Annotated in this window: 22 protein-coding genes; 12 read left to right on the top strand and 10 right to left on the bottom strand. The window is 63.9% G+C overall.

From position 1 onward, the window contains the following. The first annotated feature begins 5 nt into the window (after positions 1-5). From INT12_RS17260 to INT12_RS17250, 3 genes are read left to right on the top strand one after another with little or no spacing between them, the layout of a single operon-like run. Positions 6-1613, top strand: a complete 1608-nt coding sequence (locus tag INT12_RS17260; RefSeq protein WP_057004449.1) for a carboxyl transferase domain-containing protein — start codon at positions 6-8, stop codon at positions 1611-1613. A 15-nt stretch (positions 1614-1628) separates the two neighbouring features. Further along, positions 1629-2435: a gamma-carboxygeranoyl-CoA hydratase gene (locus INT12_RS17255; RefSeq protein WP_017848114.1), complete on the top strand. Its 807-nt coding sequence runs from the start codon at positions 1629-1631 to the stop codon at positions 2433-2435. Next, positions 2432-4357 carry an acetyl/propionyl/methylcrotonyl-CoA carboxylase subunit alpha gene (locus tag INT12_RS17250; RefSeq protein WP_193058941.1) on the top strand — a complete coding sequence of 642 codons (1926 nt, stop codon included), beginning with the start codon at positions 2432-2434 and terminating at the stop codon, positions 4355-4357. Before INT12_RS17255 ends, INT12_RS17250 begins: the two co-directional genes overlap by 4 nt. Here the strand turns inward: INT12_RS17250 and INT12_RS17245 are convergent. Then, complete coding sequence (locus INT12_RS17245) at positions 4354-4989, bottom strand: LexA family protein (protein WP_079444220.1); 636 nt, start codon at positions 4987-4989, stop codon at positions 4354-4356. The two genes, INT12_RS17250 and INT12_RS17245, sit on opposite strands and share 4 nt — an antisense overlap. 129 nt (positions 4990-5118) lie before the next feature. Between INT12_RS17245 and INT12_RS17240 the strand changes: the two genes are divergently transcribed. After that, the gene (locus INT12_RS17240; protein ID WP_026140171.1) at positions 5119-5469 is read left to right on the top strand and encodes a DUF6124 family protein; all 351 of its coding nucleotides are present in this window, start codon (positions 5119-5121) and stop codon (positions 5467-5469) included. 464 nt (positions 5470-5933) lie between these two features. Further along, positions 5934-7085 (top strand): M14-type cytosolic carboxypeptidase, encoded by a 1152-nt coding sequence (locus INT12_RS17235; protein WP_193040147.1) that lies wholly within the window; start codon positions 5934-5936, stop codon positions 7083-7085. 40 nt (positions 7086-7125) lie between these two features. On the opposite strand, the gene INT12_RS17230 is transcribed toward INT12_RS17235, so the two are convergent. The 5 genes from INT12_RS17230 to INT12_RS17210 form a co-directional block, all read right to left on the bottom strand. Next, positions 7126-7665 carry a cytochrome b gene (locus tag INT12_RS17230; RefSeq protein WP_017848120.1) on the bottom strand — a complete coding sequence of 180 codons (540 nt, stop codon included), beginning with the start codon at positions 7663-7665 and terminating at the stop codon, positions 7126-7128. Beyond that, positions 7662-8744 (bottom strand): catalase family peroxidase, encoded by a 1083-nt coding sequence (locus INT12_RS17225; protein ID WP_017848121.1) that lies wholly within the window; start codon positions 8742-8744, stop codon positions 7662-7664. Before INT12_RS17225 ends, INT12_RS17230 begins: the two co-directional genes overlap by 4 nt. A 120-nt stretch (positions 8745-8864) precedes the next feature. Then, complete coding sequence (locus INT12_RS17220; RefSeq protein ID WP_017848122.1) at positions 8865-9629, bottom strand: enoyl-CoA hydratase-related protein; 765 nt, start codon at positions 9627-9629, stop codon at positions 8865-8867. Between the two features lie 43 nt (positions 9630-9672). Beyond that, positions 9673-10971 carry a hypothetical protein gene (locus INT12_RS17215; protein ID WP_193040146.1) on the bottom strand — a complete coding sequence of 433 codons (1299 nt, stop codon included), beginning with the start codon at positions 10969-10971 and terminating at the stop codon, positions 9673-9675. Then, complete coding sequence (locus tag INT12_RS17210) at positions 10964-12571, bottom strand: amino acid adenylation domain-containing protein (protein WP_193040145.1); 1608 nt, start codon at positions 12569-12571, stop codon at positions 10964-10966. Before INT12_RS17210 ends, INT12_RS17215 begins: the two co-directional genes overlap by 8 nt. 198 nt (positions 12572-12769) lie before the next feature. Here INT12_RS17210 and INT12_RS17205 point away from each other — a divergent pair, with 198 nt between their 5' ends. The 4 genes from INT12_RS17205 (at position 12770) to INT12_RS17190 (ending at position 16576) form a co-directional block, all read left to right on the top strand. Then, entirely contained in the window at positions 12770-13276 is a 507-nt protein-coding gene (locus tag INT12_RS17205) for a sigma-70 family RNA polymerase sigma factor (RefSeq protein WP_193040144.1), read from the top strand. Continuing rightward, positions 13273-14010, top strand: coding sequence for an anti-sigma factor family protein (locus tag INT12_RS17200; protein ID WP_193040143.1), 738 nt, complete (start codon positions 13273-13275; stop codon positions 14008-14010). Before INT12_RS17205 ends, INT12_RS17200 begins: the two co-directional genes overlap by 4 nt. Positions 14011-14127: 117 nt before the next feature. Beyond that, complete coding sequence (gene zapE, locus INT12_RS17195; protein ID WP_104902857.1) at positions 14128-15222, top strand: cell division protein ZapE; 1095 nt, start codon at positions 14128-14130, stop codon at positions 15220-15222. 40 nt (positions 15223-15262) lie between these two features. Then, on the top strand, positions 15263-16576 hold the full coding sequence (locus INT12_RS17190; RefSeq protein ID WP_193040142.1) for a leucine-rich repeat-containing protein kinase family protein: 1314 nt from the start codon (positions 15263-15265) through the stop codon (positions 16574-16576). A gap of 124 nt (positions 16577-16700) precedes the next feature. Here the strand turns inward: INT12_RS17190 and INT12_RS17185 are convergent, their stop codons facing one another. Further along, a complete protein-coding gene (locus INT12_RS17185) occupies positions 16701-17408 on the bottom strand; it encodes a YebC/PmpR family DNA-binding transcriptional regulator (RefSeq protein WP_017848129.1) in 708 nt (235 codons plus the stop codon). A 101-nt stretch (positions 17409-17509) separates the two neighbouring features. Then, positions 17510-18367 (bottom strand): LysR substrate-binding domain-containing protein, encoded by an 858-nt coding sequence (locus INT12_RS17180; RefSeq protein ID WP_017848130.1) that lies wholly within the window; start codon positions 18365-18367, stop codon positions 17510-17512. 125 nt (positions 18368-18492) lie between these two features. Between INT12_RS17180 and INT12_RS17175 the strand changes: the two genes are divergently transcribed. The 3 genes from INT12_RS17175 to INT12_RS17165 all read left to right on the top strand — a co-directional run bounded on the left by INT12_RS17175 (position 18493) and on the right by INT12_RS17165 (position 21119). Further along, the gene (locus INT12_RS17175) at positions 18493-19602 is read left to right on the top strand and encodes a 2-aminoethylphosphonate--pyruvate transaminase (protein ID WP_193040141.1); all 1110 of its coding nucleotides are present in this window, start codon (positions 18493-18495) and stop codon (positions 19600-19602) included. Between the two features lie 29 nt (positions 19603-19631). Then, positions 19632-20459, top strand: coding sequence for a phosphonoacetaldehyde hydrolase (phnX, locus tag INT12_RS17170; RefSeq protein WP_193040140.1), 828 nt, complete (start codon positions 19632-19634; stop codon positions 20457-20459). A 114-nt stretch (positions 20460-20573) separates the two neighbouring features. Continuing rightward, entirely contained in the window at positions 20574-21119 is a 546-nt protein-coding gene (locus INT12_RS17165; RefSeq protein ID WP_193058940.1) for a cytochrome b, read from the top strand. On the opposite strand, the gene INT12_RS17160 is transcribed toward INT12_RS17165, so the two are convergent. Both INT12_RS17160 and INT12_RS17155 read right to left on the bottom strand, forming a co-directional pair. Beyond that, complete coding sequence (locus INT12_RS17160; protein ID WP_193058939.1) at positions 21116-22006, bottom strand: 1-aminocyclopropane-1-carboxylate deaminase/D-cysteine desulfhydrase; 891 nt, start codon at positions 22004-22006, stop codon at positions 21116-21118. The genes INT12_RS17165 and INT12_RS17160 overlap by 4 nt on opposite strands. Positions 22007-22063: 57 nt before the next feature. Next, positions 22064-24103, bottom strand: coding sequence for an NADPH-dependent 2,4-dienoyl-CoA reductase (locus INT12_RS17155; protein ID WP_017848135.1), 2040 nt, complete (start codon positions 24101-24103; stop codon positions 22064-22066). Positions 24104-24237: the final 134 nt, after the last annotated feature.

Below are 24237 nucleotides of genomic sequence, written 5' to 3'. Positions count from 1 at the left end.
GCGCCATGGCCACCTTGCACACCCTGCTCAACCCGCGCTCGGCGGAGTTCGCCGCCAACAGCGCGGCGATGCGCCAACAGGTCGACGCCCTGCACACCCTGCTCGCCCAGGTGCAGCAAGGCGGCGGCGCCAAGGCCCAGGAGCGCCACACCTCGCGCGGCAAACTGCTGCCACGCGAGCGGATCAACCGCTTGCTCGACCCGGGCTCGCCGTTCCTGGAACTCAGCCAACTGGCCGCCCATCAGGTGTATGGCGAAGACGTGCCGGCCGCCGGGGTGATTGTCGGGATCGGCCGCGTGGAAGGCGTCGAATGCATGATCGTCGCCAACGACGCCACGGTGAAAGGCGGCTCCTACTACCCGCTGACGGTCAAGAAACACCTGCGCGCGCAGACCATCGCCGAACAGAACCGCCTGCCATGCATCTACCTGGTGGATTCCGGCGGCGCTAACCTGCCGCGCCAGGATGAGGTCTTCCCCGACCGCGAGCACTTCGGGCGGATCTTCTTCAACCAGGCCAACATGAGCGCCCAGGGCATCCCGCAGATTGCGGTGGTGATGGGCTCGTGTACTGCCGGCGGCGCCTATGTGCCGGCGATGGCGGACGAAGCAATCATGGTGCGCCAGCAAGCCACCATCTTCCTCGCCGGCCCGCCGCTGGTGAAGGCCGCCACCGGCGAAGTGGTCAGCGCCGAAGACCTCGGCGGTGCCGACGTACACTGCAAGATCTCCGGCGTGGCCGACCACTATGCCGACAGCGATGAACACGCCCTGGCCCTGGCCCGGCGCAGCGTGGCCAACCTCAACTGGCGCAAACAAGGCCAGTTGCTGCAACGCACGCCAGTGGCGCCGCTGTACAGCGGCGAAGAGTTGTACGGCGTGATCCCGGCCGATGCCAAGCAGCCGTTCGATGTGCGCGAAGTGATTGCCCGACTGGTGGACGGCTCGGTGTTCGATGAGTTCAAGGCGCTGTTCGGCACCACCCTGGTCTGCGGCTTTGCACACTTGCACGGCTACCCGATAGCGATCCTGGCCAACAACGGGATTCTGTTCGCCGAAGCCGCGCAAAAAGGCGCGCACTTCATCGAGCTTGCGTGTCAGCGCGGGATTCCGTTGCTGTTCCTGCAAAACATCACCGGTTTTATGGTCGGCCAGAAGTACGAGGCCGGCGGTATCGCCAAGCACGGCGCCAAGCTGGTCACGGCGGTGGCCTGCGCCAAGGTGCCGAAATTCACCGTGATCATCGGCGGCAGTTTTGGCGCGGGTAACTACGGTATGTGCGGCCGCGCCTACGACCCGCGTTTTTTGTGGATGTGGCCCAACGCGCGCATCGGCGTGATGGGCGCCGAACAGGCGGCCGGCGTGTTGGTGCAGGTCAAGCGCGAGCAGGCCGAACGCGCCGGCAACGGCTTCAGCGCGCAAGAGGAAGCGGCGATCAAACAGCCGATCCTCGACCAGTACGAAACCCAGGGCCACCCGTATTACTCCAGCGCACGCCTGTGGGATGACGGCGTCATCGACCCGTTGCAGACCCGCGACGTGCTGGCCCTGGCCCTGTCTGCCGCACTGAACGCCCCCATCGAGCCGAGCCGCTTCGGCGTGTTCCGCATGTAAATGGAGCTGTACCCCATGAACGATTTCAACACCCTCGAACTGATCACCGACAGCCGTGGTTTCGCCACGCTGTGGCTCAGTCGCGAAGCCAAGCACAACGCCTTCAACGCCGAGATGATCCGCGAACTGATCATCGCCCTCGACCAGGTGCAGGGCAATGCGTCGCTACGCTTTCTGGTCCTGCGCGGGCGCGGCAAACACTTCAGCGCCGGCGCCGACCTGGCCTGGATGCAACAGTCGGCCGAACTGGATTACGCCACCAACCTCGACGACGCCCGCGAACTGGCGGAGCTGATGTACAACCTGGCCAAGCTGAAAATCCCGACGCTGGCGGTGGTGCAAGGCGCGGCCTACGGTGGCGCGCTGGGCCTGATCAGTTGCTGCGACATGGCGATCGGGGCCGATGACGCGCAGTTCTGCCTGTCGGAAGTACGCATCGGTTTGGCGCCTGCGGTGATCAGCCCGTTTGTGGTGCAAGCCATCGGGGAACGCGCGGCGCGTCGTTATGCGCTCACGGCCGAACGTTTTGGCGGCGAACGCGCGCGCGACATCGGCCTGCTGGCGGAAAGCTATCCGGCCGAAACCCTGGATCAACAGGTCGACCACTGGATTGCCAACCTCCTGCAAAACAGCCCGGCAGCGATGCGTGCAAGCAAGGATCTGCTGCGCGAAGTCGGTAACGGCGCCCTCACCCCGGCGCTGCGGCGCTATTGCGAAAATGCCATCGCCCGGATCCGCGTCAGCGCCGAAGGCCAGGAAGGTTTACGCGCATTCCTGCAAAAACGCCCACCCAGCTGGCAGTCGCAGGAGCCACGCTCATGAGCACACTGACCACCGTACTGGTGGCCAACCGTGGCGAAATTGCCTGCCGCGTGATGCGTACCGCCAAGGCGATGGGGTTGACCACCGTGGCGGTCCACAGCGCCACCGATAGCGATGCGCGCCATAGCCGCGAAGCCGATATCCGCGTCGACCTGGGCGGCAGCAAAGCGACCGACAGTTACCTGCAAATCGACAAACTGATCGCCGCCGCCCAGGCCAGCGGCGCCCAGGCGATTCATCCGGGCTACGGCTTCCTTTCCGAAAACGCCGGTTTTGCCCGCGCCGTCGAGGCGGCCGGGTTGATCTTTCTCGGCCCGCCCGCCTCGGCAATCGACGCCATGGGCAGCAAATCCGCCGCCAAGTCACTGATGGAAACCGCCGGTGTGCCGCTGGTGCCGGGCTACCACGGCGACGCTCAGGACCTGGACACCTTCCGCGCCGCCTGCGCGCGCATCGGCTACCCGGTGCTGCTCAAGGCCACGGCCGGTGGTGGCGGCAAGGGCATGAAAGTGGTCGAGGACGTCAGTCAACTGGCCGAAGCCCTGGCTTCCGCCCAGCGTGAGGCGCTGTCGTCCTTCGGCAACGCGCAGATGCTGGTGGAGAAGTACTTACTCAAGCCACGCCACGTGGAGATCCAAGTATTTGCCGATCAGCAGGGGCACTGCCTGTACCTCAACGAGCGCGATTGTTCGATCCAGCGGCGCCACCAAAAAGTCGTCGAGGAAGCCCCGGCGCCCGGCTTGAGCGGCGACCAGCGCCGGGCGATGGGTGAAGCCGCGGTGCGTGCGGCCCAGGCCATCGGTTATGTGGGCGCGGGCACGGTGGAATTTTTGCTGGATGCCCGTGGCGAGTTTTTCTTTATGGAGATGAACACGCGGCTGCAAGTGGAACACCCGGTGACCGAGGCGATTACCGGCCTCGACCTGGTGGCCTGGCAGATTCGCGTGGCCCAGGGCGAAGCGCTGCCGATCACCCAGGCGCAGGTGCCGTTGATCGGCCATGCGATCGAGGTGCGCTTGTATGCCGAAGACCCGGCCAATGATTTCCTCCCCGCGACCGGCCACCTGACGCTGTACCGCGAATCCGCACCTGGCCCGGGCCGCCGCGTGGACAGCGGCGTCGAGCAAGGCGACAGCGTTTCGCCCTTCTACGACCCGATGCTCGGCAAGCTGATTGCCTGGGGCGAGGACCGCGAACAAGCGCGGCTGCGGCTGTTGAGCATGCTCGACGAATTCGCCGTCGGCGGACTCAAGACCAACCTGGGCTTCGTGCGACGCATCATCGCCCATCCGGCGTTTGCCGCCGCCGAGCTGGATACCGGCTTTATTCCGCGCTATCAGGACGAACTGCTGCCGCTGCCCGGAGCATTGAGCGACGAATTCTGGCAGGCCGCGGGTTCGGCCTTCATGCAGAGCCTGCCGGCCGGCGACGGGCCGTGGGCAGACACCCGCGGCTTTCGCGCAGGGCTGCCCGCCGAAGTCTCGCTGCACTTGAGCTGCAACGGCCAGGATCGCCTGGTGACGCTGGCGCAACACACGCCGCGACTGCAAGGCGAACAGCTGCTGATCGACCACCAGGGCGTGCGCCGTGCCCATCTGGCCGTGCGTAGCGCAGGCACGCTGTTCCTGCGCTGGGAGGGCGACATGCATGCCGTCAGCCTGTTCGATCCGATTGCGGCGGTCGAAGCCAACCAATCCCACCAAGGCGGCCTCACCGCACCGATGAACGGCAGCATCGTGCGGGTACTGGTGGACATCGGCCAGACCGTCGAAGCCGGCACGCAGTTGGTGGTGCTGGAAGCGATGAAGATGGAACACAGCATCCGCGCGCCGCAGGCCGGCGTGGTCAAGGCACTGTTCTGCCAGGAAGGCGAAATGGTTGCCGAAGGTTGCGCGCTGGTCGAGCTTGAACCCGCGGACTAGAACTTCGCCGTGGCCTGCACGACGACGCCGAGGATGCGGCAATCGTCGCTGAACAGGCGCTTGGGGTAAGTCGGATTGAGCGGTACCAGGTACAGCTGGCCGCTCTCTTCGCGCAACTGGCGGAAGGTCGCCTGCGGGCTGTGCGCCCACTGCGCGACCACCAGCTTGCCGGGTTCGGCGTCGATGGCCGGGTCCACCAGGATCATCATCCCGGCACCGATGCTCAGGCCACTGGGCGCGGTCATTGCGTCGCCGACCACGGGCAGCCAGTAAGCCTCGCCCTGGGCATGGTAGTCCGTCAGTTCGAAGCGCGCCGCGCCGTAGGCCGGGCGCTCTTCGCGAAGTTCGCACACGCCTTTCCAATCGCTGACCGGGTAGCGGAAGTACGGGTTGTAGTGTGGTGGCCCAACCGGCAGCGCATCGGCCTTGCGACGAATATCCAGCGCGACTTCCAGGGAGCCCAGCCCCAGCGCCTCCAGCACCCGGTTCATGTCCGCCAGGCTTGGCACCCGGCGCTTGTTCAGCCAATGCCCGACACCGCCCTGGGACATGCCCAGGCGTTCGGCCAGTTCATCCTGCGTGACCTTGCGGTCTTTCATGTTGGCCCTGACCAACGCGATCCATTTATCCATGGGGCCTGACAATACGTCGCGTATTTTTCAGGGCAATAAACAGTTTGTAGTAATCCATAAAACGACATAAATACGATACGTACTATCATCGGGTATCAGCGTTTCGACACCCAACCCGAGTACCGCCCTATGACGACAAGCCCGTATCGCCTGCCCTGCGAACCCGAATCCCATGAGCTGCTCGACATGCGCAGCAGCGGCGCCGCCCAACGTGCGCTGGATTACTATTTGAAAGAAGAGATGTGCGCCTCGGCCCCGAACGACGCCTTCTTCAGCATCAAGCCCGGTGTCAGCCCGGAGGAAGCCCTGGTGCATGCCTCGGACCTGTTGCGCAGCGCGGCTGCCACAGCCTACGAATCGGCGAGCAGCCATCAAGGCAACCAGCGTGACCTGGCATTTTCAGTGGTGTATTTGATTGATATGGCGAAGGCGATGGTGGAGCGATCGTTGCAGGCGCCGCAGGCTCAGGACGGTGCATGAGCCACGCGAAAGAAAAATATTTCTATCCCACGGATAAAAACATTTGACTTGCAAATGATAATGATTATTATTGGACCAAGCTGATCGCGAGATCAGTCGATAGACCAAGGGACCTTAGGTCGGACTCTTGGAATATCTCCTCATCAGGCTAATCACGGTTTTTGACCCGGCTCTTTGGCCGGGTCTTTTTTTTGCCAGTGTTTCTGGCTTTGCTTCAGGCTAATGAAGACTGTGTGTTGCTTGATGGCACGCATGATAGCAAAAGACCATCGTCAAAAGAAAGTCGGCCGACCGCTCTGGCTCAGACCTTTGCGAAATAGCACTTGAGAATCAATCTCACAAATTCTAAGCTGCTGCGGCGTCAAGGATGACGCCCCCTCCTCCCGCAACAATTTTGCATCCGGATTTTGCCCGGCCTCTGTGTAAGATAACCGCCACAACACTCATACTCAGGCAGCCAGACTATGACCGTGGCCTTGACCTCCATCAAAATCAGCACCAACTTCGACAGCGGCAACATCCAGGTTCTGGATGCCAGCGATGCCTATCACTTGTTGCTGGCAATCAAACCCGATACCCGCAGTCACCATTTCCAATGGTTCCATTTCAAGGCCGAAGGCATGCACGTGGGCCACACCCACACCTTCCGCCTGAGCAATGCCGGGCAATCGTCCTATAAGCACGCCTGGAGCGGCTACAACGCCGTGGCGTCGTATGACCACGTCAATTGGTTCCGGGTGCCTACGCGTTTCGACGGCGAAACCCTGCACATCAGTCTCGAAACCCGTGAGAAACACGCCTGGTTTGCCTACTTCGAACCCTACAACCGCGAACGCCACGACTGGCTCATCGACCAGGCGCTGAACCATGCGGGTACCCGCTTGCTGGCCACCGGTAAAAGTGTCGAAGGCCGCGATATCCAACTGTTGCGCCGTGGCAAAGGTGGTGAAGGCCGGCGCAAGGTGTGGATCATCGCCCAGCAGCACCCCGGCGAGCACATGGCCGAATGGTTTATGGAAGGCATCATCGAACGCCTGCAGCAGGACGGTGACGCCGAGCTGAAAAAGCTGTTGGCCGTCGCCGACCTGTACCTGGTGCCGAACATGAACCCCGACGGCGCGTTTCACGGCCACCTGCGCACCAACGCCATGGGCCAGGACCTCAATCGCGCCTGGCAGAGCGCCAGCCAGGAGATCAGCCCGGAGGTGCTGTTCGTCCAGACGCAAATGGAAAAGTATGGCGTCGACCTGTTCCTCGACATCCACGGTGACGAGGAAATCCCCTACGTATTCGCCGCCGCCTGCGAAGGCAACCCCAGTTACACCCCGCGTATCGAAGCCCTGGAAAAGCACTTTCGCAGCCACCTGAGCGCCTTGACCCGTGACTTCCAGACCACCCACGGCTACACCCGCGACCTGCCGGGCGAAGCCAATATGACCCTGGCCTGCAATGCCGTCGGTGAGAAGTACGACTGCCTGTCGCTGACCCTGGAGATGCCCTTCAAGGACAACGACGACGCGCCCAACCCGAACACCGGCTGGTCGGGCAAACGCTCGATGCAGTTGGGCAAGGATGTGTTGAGCAGCGTGGCCGATATCGTCGGCCTGTTGCGCTGAATGTGGCGAGCGTGCTCGCCACACGGATCAAGCGCGGGCCTCAGTCCTGGGTGCCCGTCATGCTCTGCAGCACGCCGTCACGGCGAATCAACCCATGGAACAGCGCCGCCGCCAGGTGCAACAACACCGTGAAAAACAGCACGTAGGCAAGATAGCCATGGGCCTTGCGCAGCACCGCGAACAGCGGTGCGTTGGCCGACACCAGCGCCGGCAGTTGCACCGAATGGCTGAGCATCACCGGGTCGCCCGCCGCCGAAATCATCGCCCAGCCGAGCAGCGGCAACACCAGCATCAAGGCATACAGCAGCCAATGGGAGGCCTTGGCCGCCAACACTTGCCATCGCGGCAAATCGCCAGGCAACGGCGGTTGGCGCGTGGAAAAACGCACCGCCAAACGCACGATCACCAACGCCAGGATCGCGATACCCAGCGGCTTGTGCAGGTGGATCAACCATTCATGCCGTTCGGAAACCGACGCTGCCAGGCCCGCGCCGATGAACAGCATGGCGATGATCATCAGCGCCATCAGCCAGTGCAGCAGGCGCGCCAGAGGGGCGAAAAACCGTGGTTGGGCATTCATGGCTTCGACTCCTGAGGCGGGCGGTGCAACGGGCTGACTTCTGCGGCGCGGCGCAGGTAGGAACTGGCGTAGGCGGCCGAACGCGCGGCCAATAGCGGGTCATTCGAAGCCTCGATGCCGCTTGGCAGAATCAGCGGATCGAAGTTGATGTCGCGGCAATCGCCGTCTGCTTGCGCTTGGCTGCTTTGCAGCACCAGGGTGCCGGCGTTGAGTATTTTGTGTTCGCCGATCCAGGGTTTGCTTGCATCGTCGAGCGGATCGCCGGGGTTGGCCAGGGTCAGATTCAACTGCCAACGCAGCGGTCCGGAAGCCAGGCGTTGCACCAGGTCTTTTTCCAGGAAGTCACTGCCGGCTGGCGCGGTATCGCCCACAGCATCCTGGCTTTGCGCGACAACCGCCCAACGCACGGCCTGGCGCTTGCCATCGGCGCCCACCAGGAAAAACGCGTTGATGCCGTTGTAGGTTTCCGTCGCATAGCTGGCGGATGGCTTGGCCGTCTTGACCCACGCCAGGAACGGCGCGGCCTCGGGATGGGCCGCAAAGAACGCCGGCATATTCGCCGGGTTGGGCTTGCCGGTGGCCGGATCGGGCGCGCCGGCCTTGAGCAGTTGATAGAACGCCTCGGGGGTGCCCACCGGAAACACCGGCATGCTGTTCATCCCGGTGCGCCACTGCTGGCCGTTGGCCTGGCTGAATTGCACGGCAAAACTGCGGATCGGCACACTGCTGTCCGGCGCGTAGGGGTTACCGCTGGGCAAGGCAAACCGGCCGATCAATGGGGTCCTGGCCGCATTGAATACCTGGGCACTGGAGTAGGCACGCGCCTCGGCGCTGCTCTCGAAGTACCCCGCGACACACACGCCCTTGGCATGGTTGCGCCGAAACCCCGGGTGGATGCCGTTATTGGTTTCCAGGGCATTGACCAGGGTTTTGGGCTGCAGGCGTTGTGGGTCGAAGGTGCCGTTGACGTAGGCAAACGCCCCGGCGACAGCCGCTACCACGCCACCGATACACGCCAGCCTGATCGCCAGGCTGGCCGTGCTGAGTGGCGGACGGGGCGGTGATGAGTGATCTACCATGAAAAGCTCCAGGGCACATGGCCAAGGGGAAATTGAGCTATGAGACGAATCCCATGTAGGTTTATTCCTCCTTCACTGTAGTTTTTTTCAGAGCAGCCCAGCGCCGAGTCCTTGGCCCTCCTAGACCCGATTAAACGCGGCCGGTCGCTTGTCGAGAAACGCCTGCATGCCCTCCTGCTGATCGGGCGTGGCGAACAGACTGTGGAACAGTCGGCGTTCCAGCCGCACGCCCTCGTGCAGCCCGAGCTGCAGGGATTGCTCGACCGCCTCGCGCGCCGCCCGGGTGGCCAGGCGAGAAAAACCGGCGATTTGCGCGGCCACCGCCAGCGTCTGCTCCAGCAAGCTCGCCGCCGGATAGACACGCGACACCAACCCGGCCTGTTCAGCCTCGTGAGCCGTCATCGGCCGCCCGGTCAGCACCAGATCCATGGTCTTGGCCTTGCCGATCAAGCCTGTCAGACGTTGGGTCGCCCCCATGCCAGGGATCACGCCGAGCTTGATCTCCGGCTGGGCAAAGGTGGCGCTATCGGCGGCAAAAATCATGTCGCACATCAGCGCCAGTTCGCACCCTCCGCCGAAGGCGTAACCGTTGACGGCGGCGATGGTCGGCGTGCGCAGGCGGGTAAATGCCTCCCAGCCGACGAAGTAATCCTCGTTGAGCATATCCTGATAGGTCTTGCCGCTCATCTCCTTGATATCGGCTCCGGCGGCAAAATACTGCGCACCGCCGGTGATGACAAAACACCCGACCTGAGGGTCCTGGTCCAGGGCCTCCAGACAGGAAACCAGCTCGGTCATCAGCGCCGAGTTCAGCGCATTCTTGACCTGGGGACGATTGAGCCTGACCAAGACCACCCGACCCTGACGCTCGATCACTACATTCATAGGCACCTCCATTGATTGATATCGTTTAATGAACACACACGCTTCACGAATCCCAGATCGCGCCATAGGCGGGTATCCCCCGGGCTTCCAGCTCTTGCACGACCTGCTGCGTCAGTCGTTGGTTGGCGATACAGATCACAGCCTCCGCGCCACAGGCTTGCACCGCGCCGTAGGCCAACTGCACCAGGTCAGGTTTGCCGCGCTCATCGGTGTCCCAGATCAAGGCGCCGGGCTGGGCACGCAGGATCTCGTCGACCCATTCGTCGCCGTAGGTCTTGCGCGGGCTGCGGGTCGACCAGATCAGCTGGATCGGCAGCCGCGCCGCGAGTAAATGCGGCATGACCGGGCCGATCCCGCTGCCGGTGGCGACGTACACCACCGACTTGAACAGGGTTTCCACATGGGCCACGCCGGCGGTGGTGATGCCCTTGACCCACACATGGCGCGGCAGGTCCTCGATAAACCGCCCCGTCCAATCCCCTGCGCGGGAAATGGTCAGCCGAAACCCGGTTTGGCCCGGTGTGGGGATGTTGGCAAACGAGTGCCGCTCCAACAGCGGATGTCGGCTGATCGCGGTCGACGAACCGGCGAATGGCGTGGTGTGGGTAAAGCGCGTAATCACCGCATGCCCGGAAGGCCGCGTGTGCTCAACGGCGACCTTGCGCAGCCGCAGCCAGGGCAGTGCGATGCTCAGCGTCAACAGCACCAGCATCCAGAACGCGCCACTGTGCAGCAGGCTCGCACCGCGTTCGACGGACGCCAGCAAGGTCTGCGCCCAAAACAACAGCAACGCGGCCCACCCCGCAAACCGATGAACCCGCTCGAAGCCATTGTGAAATCGCCCCCGGATGCGCGGTTGCGCCATGCCCACCATCAACAGCAACACGCCGAGCAGCGTCGCGCCAAGCCACAACCCAGCGGACGAAACGCTGCCCGGCCGCTGCAGATAGTCCGCGGCCTGCACACCGACCCACCCCGCAAACCAGCCCGTGGCCGCCAGGGCCGCGCCACTGTGCAGCCCGCCGACGTGGTACACCTTGGCCGCGCTGCGCCGCACACGCAGCGGCCAGGTGACGGGGATGCGCGTCGCCAGCCAGAACAACGCATTGATCAGGTATTGCTGGCGAATCAGGATGGCCAGCGACAGGTTGATCAGCACCAGCGACGACAACGTCTGGGCGCTGACGCCCTGCAGGCCGACGCCCAGCACCGCAAACGCCAGGTTGCTGAGCAACACCAGCGCCGCCAGGCGGTTGTAGTAGGAAAACACCGGCAACGCCGTCCAGCGCCGCCAGAGCGCCGGTTTGGGCGGCACCACGGTTTGACTCAGGGCATCAAGCATGGCCGGGCTCCTGCACCGCGAACGCCTGCATGGCCACCCATCTTTCACGCGCCCGTTGCAGCAACAGCGCCTTGTCGATCTTGCCGCGGGCGGTCAGCGGAAAATGCTCCACTGCGTCGATCAGCGCCGGCACGCAGTAGTAGGCCAGGCGCTGCTCGCATTGGCGTCGGCAGGACGCCACGTCGGCGCTGGCCGGCGAAACAAAGGCGACCAAGGTGCGGCTGTCGAGTTTTAGCGTGACGGCCCGCGTGCAGCCATCGCCGGCTTCCAGGGCGCTGGACACCGCGTCCAGCTCCACCCGGAACCCGCGGACTTTCACTTGGTCATCGACGCGCCCCAGGTGCTCGAGTTGCCCGTCGGCCGTCCAGCGTCCCAGGTCGCGTGTGCGGAACATCATGGCGTCGCCGCCCACAAAGGGGTCCGGGCGGTACCGTTCGTGGGTCAATGCGCGGTTGTTCAGGTAGCCCGCCGTTACCCCGGCGCCGCCCGCCCACATTTCCCCGGCTTGCCCCGCCTCACAGGGGCGGCCCTGTTCGTCGAGCACATACACGCTGTTGTTGGGGGTCGGCTGGCCGATGGTCAATGGGGTGCCAGGCACATGCCGATGCAGCGTATTGACGATGGTGGTTTCGGTGGGGCCGCAGCCGTTGTAGAACGTGCAATGCGCCGCCCAACGCTCGGCCAGGGCCTGGGAACAGGGTTCTCCGGCGACCGCGACCACCTGGAGATCGGGGCACTGCCGAGGATCGAGGCCGGCCAGGATCGAAGGGGTTGCGATCAACACATGGCATTGTGCAGCGGTCTGCGCAATGGCTTTGCCGCGAATCAGCAAGGTCGCGCCATGGGCCAGGCAGCCGAGTATTTCCCAGGCTGCCATGTCGAAGCCGATATTGAGGATCTGCCCGACATTGCGGCCCGGCGCCATGCCCATCCGCCCGGGCTGCGTCAACAGGATGTTGCATACGTTACGGTGACTGACACACACGCCGTTGGGGCGCCCCGTGGTGCCGGACGTGAACAGCACGAAACACAGGTCATGGGTGTCGACGACGGCGCCCACCGGCTTATTGTCCTGGGCGATCCAGGGTACTTCGGCCAGGAACGTGTCCAGGCACAAGCTGCGATGGGCGGCGTCTGACGGGATGCGATCCGCCAGGTGCGACAGGGTCAGAATCAGCGGGCTGGTCAATGACTCGAGGACCATGGCCAGTTGCAGGGGCGGGACGATTCTGGCGTCCTGCGGCACATACGCGGCGCCGACCTTCAACACGGCCAACAGGCCCACCAGCATGGGGATCGAACGCTCAACGAACAGCGCCACAGTGTCGCCGCGTTTGACGCCCTGCTCGATCAAGCCCGCGGCCAAACGATTGGCTTGGCGGTTGAGTTGTTCATAACTGATGCGCTGCCCCGCACACACTGCCGCCGTCGCATGCGGCGCCAGCGCCGCTTGCGCTTCGATGGCGTGGTGGATACAGGCGGCGCTCGGCGGGGTCGATGGGCCAAAGCCCCATTGCTCAACCAAGGCGCGCTGCAGGACAGGCAGAGGCGCCAGCATGGGCGGGGAAAAAAGCGGTTTTTCGGTCGGTGAAAACATCATGGATACACCCTCATCGGTTGACTGCCGAAAAATGGCTGGCAGGTACGAGGGTGGATTGAGGTACGAGCCCGCGATTACAGGCGCTCAGGCTTTACAGAAACTTCTCACCGACACGCGTAAAGTTTCTTTTCATCGCGAGTGGAATAACCTACGGGGAGCAGCGTCTACCTGCACACAACCGGTTAAACTCGACTCCCCATGCATGAACTCGACGAACAGTTACGTGAACTCATCCCCAGGCTGCGGCGCTTTGCCCTGTCCCTGAGCCGTAACGCCAGCAGCGCCGACGACCTGGTGCAATCGACCCTGGAACGGGCGATCACCCGCTGGGCCGACAAAACCGTCGACGGCGACCTGCGCGCCTGGCTGTTCTCGATCCTCTACCGGCAGTTCCTCGATGCCCATCGGCGCACCCGGCGCTATGCGCGCATGCTCGAGTTCTTCACCGGCCGCGACGATGTGCAGCCGTCGGTCGAACGCACGGTAATCGCCCAGTCGACCCTGCAAGCCTTCGACCGGCTCAACAGCGAACAGCGCGCCCTGCTGTTGTGGGTGTCGGTCGAAGGCTTGAGCTACAAGGAAGTCGCGCGGATTCTCGACGTGCCCATCGGCACTGTGATGTCGCGTCTGTCCAGGGCGCGCCAAGCCCTGCGTCAACTCAGCGATGGCGAAATGACCAGCCCTTCCCTGCGGATACTCAAATGATCAGCCTGCCCCCCAGCGAACGCGATTTGCATGCCTACGTCGACCAGCAACTGCCGGAGAGCGATCGACGTGTGCTGGAAACCTACTTGGCCGCCCACCCCGAGGTCGCCGCCCAGGTGCATGCCTGGCAGCAGGACGCGCACGTATTGCGCGCCGCCTTGAGTGGCGCGTTGCAGCAGCCGGCCAACCCGGCCCTGGACCCGGCGCTGATCCGCCACCGCATCAAGCAGCAGTCGCGCCGCCATTTCGCCACGGCGGCGGTGTTGCTGATGGCGGTCAGCCTCGGCGGCCTGGGTGGCTGGCAGGCGCGCGAAGCCACGCAACCGCCCATGCTGCCCATGGCCGATGCCATGCAGGCTTACCGCCTGTTTGCCCAGGACGGTGTGCTGCCCGCCGACTATCACGCCCAGGGCAACGCCACGATGCAAACCTGGCTCGACCGCTATTTCAACCAGGCCCAGCGTCTGCCCGACTTGAGCCAGGCGGGTTTCACCGCCGTCAGCGGGCGCTTGCTCAGCACCGAACAAGGCGCGGCGGCGATGGTGCTGTACGAGGATCGGCAAGGCCGGCACATCAGTTTCTACATCCGCCCGCCGGGCCCGGAAAATAACTTCCTGCCCCGCGGCAGCCGCAGCGCCGATGGTTTGCTCGCCGAGTACTGGTCCGGCGGCGGGTACAACTACGCAATGGTCAGCCCGCAGGGGCTGCCGACCACGCCGCTGCTGCAGTTCTGAAGCCCACGCCCCGTAAAGGCCATGCGTTTTCGAGATGGCTGGCGGCGCGCTTCGCTATTGGTCAAATCCCGATTGTCGCCCTAAAGTGAGCGACCACCGCACACAGAGTGACTCCCCTTGGCGCCGCGTTCCCTGATCCGTCGTTTGCTCGGTAAAAAACACCCCACCCACGACGACTCACCCATCCCCACCTTCTTTCAGACCAAGGCCGAGCAGCACGGCTATACCCTCAGCGCCGCCCAGGCCCGGGCGATTGCGGCAATGGCGCGCGAGACCCACCACCTGCTCGCCGGCCAGCCCACCCGCAGCCTGTATTTGCACGGGCCGGTGGGGCGCGGCAAAAGTTGGCTGCTGGACGGGTTTTTCCAGGCATTGCCGATCGCCGAAAAACAACGCGTGCATTTCCATGATTTTTTCGCCCGCCTGCACCGGGGCATGTTCGCCCACCGTCAGCACCACGACGCACTGGCGGTGACCCTGGATACGCTGCTGGACGGCTGCCGCGTGCTGTGTTTCGACGAATTCCATGTCCACGATATCGGCGATGCGATGCTGATCAACCGCCTGTTCAAGGCGTTGTTCCAACGTCGCGTCCTGGTGTTGGTGACGTCCAATTATCCGCCGCAAGGGCTGTTGCCCAACCCGCTGTACCACGAGCGATTCAAGCCGGTGATCGACCTGATCGCAACGCGCATGGACGTGCTGGAAGTCAGCTCGCCCAAGGACTTTCGCAGCCTGCCCCAGGCCCATGCCGAACAGCGCTTCAGCAGCGGTCGGTACGTGTGGCCGGGTACACCGGCGCAGCGAACCGCGCTCGGGCTGCCGGCCACGGATTGCCCGGCGCAGGCGCTGACGGTCGGCAACCGCCAGTTGCGCTGCCGCAGCCAGCAGGCACGGCGCATCGCCTTCACCTTCCATGACCTCTGCGAACAACTCACGGCGGTGATGGATTACCTGCTGCTGTGCCAGGACTTCGACGAGTGGATCATCGACGGGCTGCCGCATCTGGCAGACTGCCCGATCGCCGTGCAACAGCGCTTTATCAACTTGGTGGACGTGCTCTACGACCAGGATAAACAGCTGATCCTGATCGGCGCGCACCCGCTGGAGCAGGCCTTGAGCGGCCAGGCCATCGATCTGGCGCGCACCGCCAGTCGCCTGAACCAATTGCAGGCGGTCCGCCCGCAACACACGCCCGACCCGGTATCATGAGCGCCTTTTTACGCCCCCTTGCCGAGTGACCGCGCCGTTCATGAATACCCTCGTCCAACTCAAGACCGGCCAATTGGCCGGCATCCAGCGCCTGGACCTGTCCTGTGGGCTGACCGAATTCCCCCGGGAAATCTTCGAACTGGCCGACTCCCTGGAAATCCTCAACCTCAGCGGCAACGCCCTGAGCAGCCTGCCCGACGACCTGCATCGCCTGCCGCACCTGCGCGTGCTGTTCTGCTCGGACAACGCCTTTACCGAACTGCCGGCCTGCCTGGGCCAATGCGCAAAGCTGAGCATGATCGCCTTCAAGGCCAACCGCATCCGCCACGTGCCGGCCGCCGCGTTGCCGCCGCTGTTGCGCTGGTTGATCCTCACCGATAACTGCATCAGCCAACTGCCCGACGAATTGGGCGAGCGGCCGCTGCTGCAAAAACTGATGCTGGCCGGCAACCACCTGGCGCACCTGCCGCCAAGCCTGGCCAGTTGTCACAACCTGGAGCTGATCCGCATCGCCTCCAACCGCCTCACCGGCCTGCCCGATTGGCTCCTGGCGCTGCCCAGCCTGACCTGGCTGGCCTACGCCGGCAACCCGGTGGAAATGGCGGCGGACGTGGCCGCCGACGATGCGACACCCGACATTCCATGGTCGGCGCTGGAACTGGCAGAGGTGCTCGGGGAAGGCGCCTCCGGGGTGATCCGCAAGGCGCTCTGGCAGCCCTCGGCCAAGCCGGTGGCGGTCAAGCTGTACAAAGGCAGCATCACCAGCGACGGCTCACCGCTGCACGAAATGCAGGCATGCATTGCCGCCGGGCTGCACCCCAACCTGATCAAGGTGGAAGGCCGCGTGGTTGGCCACCCCGACGACCAGGCCGCGCTGGTGATGGACCTGATCGAGCCGAGCTACCGCAACCTCGCCGCCCTACCGAGCCTGGCGTCCTGCACCCGCGACATCTACGAACCGGCTACCCGCTTCAGCCTCGCGGTGGCATTGCGCATGGCTCGCGGCATCGCCTCGGTGGGCGCGCACCTGCACCGCCATGGCATCACCCATGGCGACCTGTACGGCCACAATATTCTATGGAACGCGGCGGGCGACTGCTTGCTCGGGGATTTCGGCGCGGCGTCGTTCCATGCCACCGCCGACACCGTGGAAACCAGGGCACTGCAACGCATTGAAGTGCGTGCGTTCGGAGTGCTGCTCGGGGAGTTGTTGCAGCGGATCGACGTAGGCTTGAGCGACACCACACGCCAGATCCTGGAAGGCTTGCAGGCGCGCTGCTGTCAGCCCGAAGTGCTGGCGCGGCCGGGCTTCGAGGAAGTCGAAGCGCTACTGCAATCTATCCCACAGCACTGAACCCAATGTGAGAGGGGGCTTGCTCCCGATGGCTGTGGCCCATTCAACATTGTCGTTGACTGACACACCGCTATCGGGAGCAAGCCCCCTCCCACAGTTTTGAGCGCGTTTATTCAGGCACGGATCAGCCGGCCAGGCCGACGAACATATCCTGCACGTCGTCATGGTTGTCCAGGCCTTCGAGGAAGGCTTCGACTTCAGCCATCTGCTCGTCGGTCAACCCCGTCACCGGGTTCTTCGCGATATAGCCCAGTTTGGCCGACAGCACGGTAAAACCCTGCTCCGGCAGCGCTTTCTGCACGGCGTCGAGGTCGGTGGTTTCGGTGATGAACAGGGTGGTGCCCTCTTCTTCGCCCTCTTCGAAATCCTGGGCGCCGGCTTCAATGGCCGCCATTTCAGGATCGGCGTCCGGGCTGTCCGGCGCGGCTTCGATCAGGCCGACGTGGTTGAAGTCCCAGGCCACGGAGCCGGAAGCGCCCAGTTGGCCCTTGCGGAACGCCACGCGGATTTCCGCCACGGTGCGGTTGATGTTGTCGGTCACGCACTCAACGATCAGCGGCACCTGATGCGGGGCGAACCCTTCGTAGGTCACGCGGTGGTACTGCACGGTTTCCCCGAGCAGACCGGCGCCTTTCTTGATGGCACGGTCCAGGGTTTCCTTGGGCATCGAGGCTTTTTTGGCCTGCTCCACCACCAGACGCAAGTGGGCGTTGGTCGCGGTGTCGGCACCGTTACGGGCAGCGATGGTGATCTCTTTCACCAGTTTGCCGAAGATCTTGCCCTTGGCATTGGCTGCCGCTTCTTTATGTTTGACTTTCCACTGTGCGCCCATGACTTGCTCTCTTCCTCATGCATCGCGCCGAGACGTCTACTGGCCGGCGCTTTGGGGGCAGAGTTTATAGGGCAAAAACGCAACGTTCCACCAAAAAACCTTCACGGCGCCAGCTCAAAAAACGCCTGAATCAAACGCAGCGACCGACGGCGCTCCATGCACCCCAACATGTGTCGGTTGAGCAGCCCCTGCCCGTGGATCGGCAGCGCACGCACGCGTGGGTCCGGGCTGACCTCCATCGAGGACACCACGCCAACCCCCAACTCGGCGGCAACGGCTTCGGTCACCGCTTCACGGCTGTCCAGCTCCAGCAGCACTTTCGGCTGCACCCCGGCGCCGAGGCAGGCGTGATCGAAGGTGCGCCGGGTAATGGAGCCCGGCTCGCGCAGCACCATGATCACCTCGTGCAATTGCTCCAACTGAATGCCCTGGGCCAGCGTCGCCCACGGGTGGCTGGCCGGCACCAACGCGCAGATCCGCGATTCGCCCAGCGCCTGCAAGTGCAGGCCGTTGCGTGGTTCGACTTCGGTGAGCACCGCCACATCCGCATGCTCGGACAGCAGCGCCGCCAGGGTTTCCTGGGCATTGCCCAGGCGCAGGTTCACGGTGATCCCTGGGTAACGCGCGCGCAGGCTGGCGATCATCGGCATCACCAGGTGCGGTCCGTCCGCCGCCACTTCGAGGCGTCCGCTGAGCAACTGCCGATTGGCCTCCAGCAGGGCCTGGGCTTCGTCCACCAGGCCAAAGATCGCCCGGGTGATCGCTGCCAGGCGTGTCCCCTCTTCGGTCAACTCGACGCGCCGCGCGGTGCGGCGCAACAAGGGGATCTGGTAGTGCTCTTCGAGGGCCTTGATGTGCCCGGTCACCGCCGGCTGGCTGATGAACAACCGCGCCGCCGCGCGGGTAAAGCTGCCCTCGCGGGCCACTGCATCGAATGCGCGCAGTTGGAACAAATTCATGTTGAGTGACCTTTCTATCGGCCTGACTGATAGCTCGCATAACAACAAACAATTTGATTGATGACAAGCCAAACTGCAATTTAGGCGCCGTAACGTCCACCCCGGACACTTTGCGAGGACTTGAAATGAGCAGCGCCGCGCCGATCCTGCTGACCCCTGGCCCCCTGACCACCTCTGCCCGCACCCGCCAGGCAATGCTGGTGGACTGGGGTTCATGGGATGAGCGCTTCAATCAACTGACCGCCAGCGTCTGCTCGCAACTGCTGGCGATCCTCAACGGCGCCGCCACTCACCATTGCGTGCCATTGCAAGGCAGCGGCACCTTCGCCGTCGAAGCGGCCATCGGCACCCTGGTGCCACGCAACGGCAAGGTGCTGGTGCTGATCAACGGCGCCTATGGCAAGCGCCTGGCGCAGATCTGCGAAGTGCTCGGCCGCGATTTCAGCACCTTTGAAACCGCCGAGGACGAACCCACTACCGCCGCCGACGTCGACCGCCTGCTGCAGGCCGACCCGGCCATCACTCACGTCGCGTTGGTCCATTGCGAAACCAGTACCGGCCTGCTCAACCCGCTGCCGCAGATCGCCCAGGTGGTCAAAGAGCATGGCAAGCGCCTGATTGTCGACGCGATGAGTTCCTTCGGCGCGCTGCCGATCGATGCCCGCGAAGTGCCGTTCGACGCCCTCATCGCCGCCTCGGGCAAGTGCCTGGAAGGCGTGCCGGGCATGGGCTTTGTCTTCGCTGAAAAACACGCGCTGGGCGCCGCCCAAGGCAACTGCCACTCCCTGGCGCTGGACCTGTTCGAGCAGCACGAGTACATGGCCAGGACCGGCCAGTGGCGCTTCACCCCGCCGACCCACGTGGTCGCCGCGCTGCACGAAGCGCTGCTGCAATACCACGAAGACGGCGGCCTGCCCGCGCGCCAGCGACGCTATGCCAACAATTGCCAGGTGCTGCTGGACGGCATGGCCGAACTGGGCCTGCGCAGCTTCCTGCCGGCGGCGATCCAGGCACCGATCATCGTCACCTTCCACGCGCCGACAGACCCGCGCTACCAGTTCAAGGCGTTCTACGAACGGGTCAAGGCCAAGGGTTTCATTCTGTACCCCGGCAAATTGACCGAAGTGGACACCTTTCGCGTGGGCTGCATCGGCCACGTCGATGCGGCCGAGATGCGCGCGGCGGTCGCGGCCATTGCGCAGGCGCTGCACGCGATGCAAGTGCTGGACATCTGATTGCCCTTTTTACCCCCAGGATCTGAACCATGAACTATCAACACCCCGATACCCTGCAGGCTGTCATCCTCGACTGGGCCGGCACCGTGGTCGACTTCGGCTCGTTCGCGCCGACGCAGATTTTTGTCGAAGCCTTCGCCGAGTTCGGCGTCCAGGTCTCCATCGAAGAAGCCCGTGGCCCGATGGGCATGGGCAAATGGGACCATATCCGCACCCTGTGCAACCAGCCGCAGGTCGCCGAGCGTTACCGCCAGGCGTTCGGCCGCACGCCCAGCGACGAGGACGTGACCGCGATCTACCAGCGCTTCATGCCGCTGCAGATCGAAAAGATCGCCGAGCACTCGGCGCTGATCCCCGGCGCCCTCGACTGCATCGCCGCCCTGCGTGCGCAAGGGCTCAAGATCGGCTCCTGCTCCGGCTATCCCAAGCAAGTGATGGACAAGGTCGTCGCGCTGGCCGCCACCAACGGCTACGTCGCCGACCATGTGGTCGCCACCGACGAAGTGCCCAACGGCCGACCATGGCCGGCGCAGGCGCTGGCCAACGTGATCGCCCTGGGCGTTGACGATGTGGCGGCATGCGTCAAGGTCGACGACACCGTACCGGGCATTCTCGAAGGCCGTCGCGCCGGGATGTGGACCGTGGCGCTGACCTGTTCCGGCAACGCCCTGGGCCTGACCTACGCACAGTTCCGCGCCCTGGACAGCGCCAGCCTGGCCCATGAGCGCACGCGTATCGAAGCGATGTTCGAAGGTTCGCGCCCGCACTACATGATCGACACCATCAGCGACCTGCCAGCGGTGATCGCCGACATCAACCAGCGCCTGGCCCGCGGTGAAATGCCGCAAAGCCACTGATCGAGGTCAACTCAACGGCATTCGCGCCGGGCAAACCCTGCAAAACAGGCTTACAGTAAAAGGACTTCGTCGCCAAAGAACGGAGGTTTGCCCTGATGAGTGAGGAATCAAGCGATGCCGTGGAAAAATTCCGAGTCACGTTACAGCACCATGTCGGTTGCGTTGCACTGGTTGATGGTGGTGCTGCTGGCGGTGGTCTACGCCTGTATTGAGTTTCGCGGGATCTTCCCCAAAGGCAGTGGCGGGCGGGCGCTGATCGTGGGAATGCACTTCATGTTCGGCCTGACCGTGTTTGTGCTGGTCTGGCTGCGCCTGTTTGCCCGCTCGCTGGGGGTCGCGCCGAAAATCGTACCGGCGCCGCCGCAATGGCAGAGCCTGCTGGCGACCCTGATGCACTTTGCACTGTATGCCTTCATGATCGGCATGCCGATCGCTGGCTGGCTGATCGTCAGCGCCCAAGGGCATTCCGTGATGTTCTATGGGATCGAGTTACCGCCCCTGATCGGCGAAAACAAGGACTTGTCCAAGCAGATCAAAGAGTGGCACGAGCTGGGCGGCTCCATCGGTTATTGGTTGATCGGCCTGCATGCCGTGGCAGGTCTGTACCACCACTACTTCATCCGCGATAACACCGTGTTGCGCATGCTGCCCAAGCGTTAGGCAGCCAACCCTCGGCGGCCTTGCAAGCCGCCGGTGTGGACGAAGATCAGACGCGTGCCGGGAGGGAAGCGTCCGGCTTCGACCTGTTGCTTCAACGCCAGCAGTGCCTTGCCGGTATAGAGCGGCTCCAGCGGCAGGCCGCAGGCCCGTTGCGTGGTCTCGATAAAGTCGAGCAACAACGGGTCGACCTTGGCGAAGCCACCCCGGCTGGCGTCCAACAGCGCATAGCCGTCCTGCACGATAGCGCGCACGTTCTGCGCCACGCCGTGATCGTCCGGCACCGCCATTGCACCGTATACCGGATGTCCCCCCGCCTCGGCCAACGCCAGCCCGGCCACAGTCGTGCCGGTGCCTGCCGCCAGCCACCATGCGTCGTAATCGTCCCACCCCACGTTGCTCAATTGCGCACGCGCCTGCTCGACCAATACGCCGCAACCCAACGCCCCGGCGATGCCCCCGCCGCCTTCGGGCACCGGGTAGAGATGGGGATAGTGTTCGTGCCACGGCTGCCAGAAACCGGGTTCATGCCGCGCGCGGTAGCCGCCATAGCCCAGCCAATGCAACTGCATGCCGAAGGCTTTCAAATCGAGAACGGTGGGTGTGTCTTGGGGATGGCCGCGCAACAGGCCGACGGTGGGAAAATCAAAACGCTTGCCGGCCGCCGCCAGCGCATGCAGGTGGTTGGAGTACGCCCCGCCGAGGCTGATGATCCCGTCGGCACCGGCCTGTTGCGCCAGGGCCAGGTGTTCGCTGAGCTTGAACCACTTGTTGCCGCTGATCAGCGGGTCGATGCGGTCCAGGCGCAGCACGGCCAGTTCGACCCCGTTCAGCCAATCCAGCGGCAGCGGTTCCAGGGGCGCATGGGGGAGCCAGTCGAAAGGGCCCATCGGCGCAAGTCCGTATGAAAAAGGGGCAGTAGTCTAACACTGCCCCTTCTCGGCGTTTTACAACTCAGCCGCCAGGCGCGAGCCTTGGTTGATGGCGCGCTTGGCGTCGAGTTCGGCGGCGACGTCGGCACCGCCGATCAGGTGCACGTTCTGGCCCGCTGCGACCAGGCCGTCCTGCAATTCGCGCAACGGGTCCTGGCCGGCGCAGATCACAATGTTGTCCACCGCCAACAATTGCGGCTCGCCCTCGGCGCCGATGCGGATATGCAGGCCCGCGTCGTCGATCTTCAGGTACTCGACGCTGTTGAGCATCTGCACCTGCTTGTTCTTCAACCCGGTGCGGTGAATCCAGCCGGTGGTCTTGCCCAACCCGTCACCGACCTTGGAAGCCTTGCGCTGCAGCAGGAACACCTCGCGCGCCGGCGGGTGCGGTTGCGGCTTGATCCCGGCGACGCCGCCACGCGCTTGCAACTGCGTGTCGATGCCCCACTCTTTCCAGAACGCGTCGCGGTCCAGGCTGGTGGACACGCCCTGATGCACGAGGAACTCCGACACGTCGAAGCCGATACCGCCGGCACCGATCACCGCGACGCGCTTGCCCACGGGTTTGCGCTCGAGGATCACGTCGAGGTAACTCAGCACCTTCGGGTTATCGATGCCCGCAATTGCCGGCGTGCGTGGGGCGATACCGGTGGCGAGGATGATCTCGTCGTACCCGCCTGCCGTCAGTTGCGCGACGTCGACGCGGGTGTTGAGGCACACCTCCACATGGGTGGTCTGCAATTTGCGGTTGAAATAACGCAGGGTCTCGAAAAACTCTTCCTTGCCCGGCACGCGCTTGGCGATGTTGAACTGGCCACCGATCTCGCTGGCCGAATCGAACAACGTCACCTGATGGCCGCGTTCGGCCGCCACCGTGGCAGCGGCCAGGCCCGCGGGACCGGCGCCGACCACGGCGATTTTCTTGATCTGTTTGACCGGCAGGTAGTTGAGCTCGGTCTCGTAGCACGCGCGCGGGTTGACCAGGCAGGTGGTCAACTTGCCGCCGAACGTGTGGTCGAGGCAGGCCTGGTTGCAACCGATGCAGGTGTTGATTTCATCGGCACGACCGGCCGCGGCCTTGTTGACGAACTCCGGGTCGGCGAGGAACGGCCGCGCCATCGAGACCATGTCGGCATCGCCTGCGGCGAGGATCTGCTCGGCAATCTCCGGGGTGTTGATGCGGTTGGTGGTGATCAGCGGGATCTGCACCGCGCCGCGCAATTTGGCGGTGACTTTACTGAACGCGCCCCGCGGCACCTTGGTGGCGATGGTCGGAATGCGCGCTTCGTGCCAACCGATCCCGGTGTTGATGATGCTCGCACCGGCCTGCTCGATGGCCTTGGCCAGTTGCACGATTTCTTCCCAACTGCTGCCGCCTTCCACCAGATCGAGCATCGACAGGCGGAAGATAATGATGAAGTTCGGGCCGACCGCTTCGCGCACCCGGCGCACGATCTCTACCGCCAGGCGCATGCGGTTTTCGTAGCTGCCGCCCCAACGGTCGGTACGGTGGTTGGTGTGGGCGGCGAGGAACTGGTTGATGAAGTAGCCTTCGGAACCCATGATTTCCACGCCGTCGTATTCGGCGGATTGCGCCAGCAGCGAGCAGGTGACGAAATCCTGGATCTGTTTCTCGATGCCCGCTTCGTCCAGTTCCTTGGGCTTGAACGGGTTGATCGGCGCCTGGATCGCGCTCGGAGCCACCTGCTTGGGGCTGTAGGCATAACGGCCGGCGTGGAGGATCTGCATGCAGATCTTGCCGCCGGCTTCGTGTACGGCGCGGGTCACGATCTTGTGCTTCTGCGCCTCTTCGTCGGTGGTCAGCTTGGCCGCGCCGGAATACACCCCACCTTCATCGTTCGGGCCAATGCCGCCGGTGACCATCAGGCCCACGCCGCCACGGGCGCGCTCGGCGAAGTAGGCCGCCATGCGTTCGAAACCGCCCGGTTTTTCTTCCAGCCCCGTGTGCATCGAGCCCATCAGGGTACGGTTGCGCAAGGTGGTAAAACCCAGGTCCAACGGGGCCAGCAGGTGCGGGTACGCAGCAGCGGTCATGGTCAAGCTCCACAACGGATCATCACGGGACGTGGCACGCTCTTACGGCTTGCCATCGGTTTATGTCCCACAGACTAAGAGGCGTTCGGCTAGCACTCAATGACCGAAACTGACAAGTTATTGATCCAAATGCA

The organism is Pseudomonas sp. K8, assembly GCF_014889455.1.
Classification (GTDB): domain Bacteria; phylum Pseudomonadota; class Gammaproteobacteria; order Pseudomonadales; family Pseudomonadaceae; genus Aquipseudomonas; species Aquipseudomonas veronii.
This window is presented reverse-complemented; position numbering and strand designations above follow the sequence as displayed.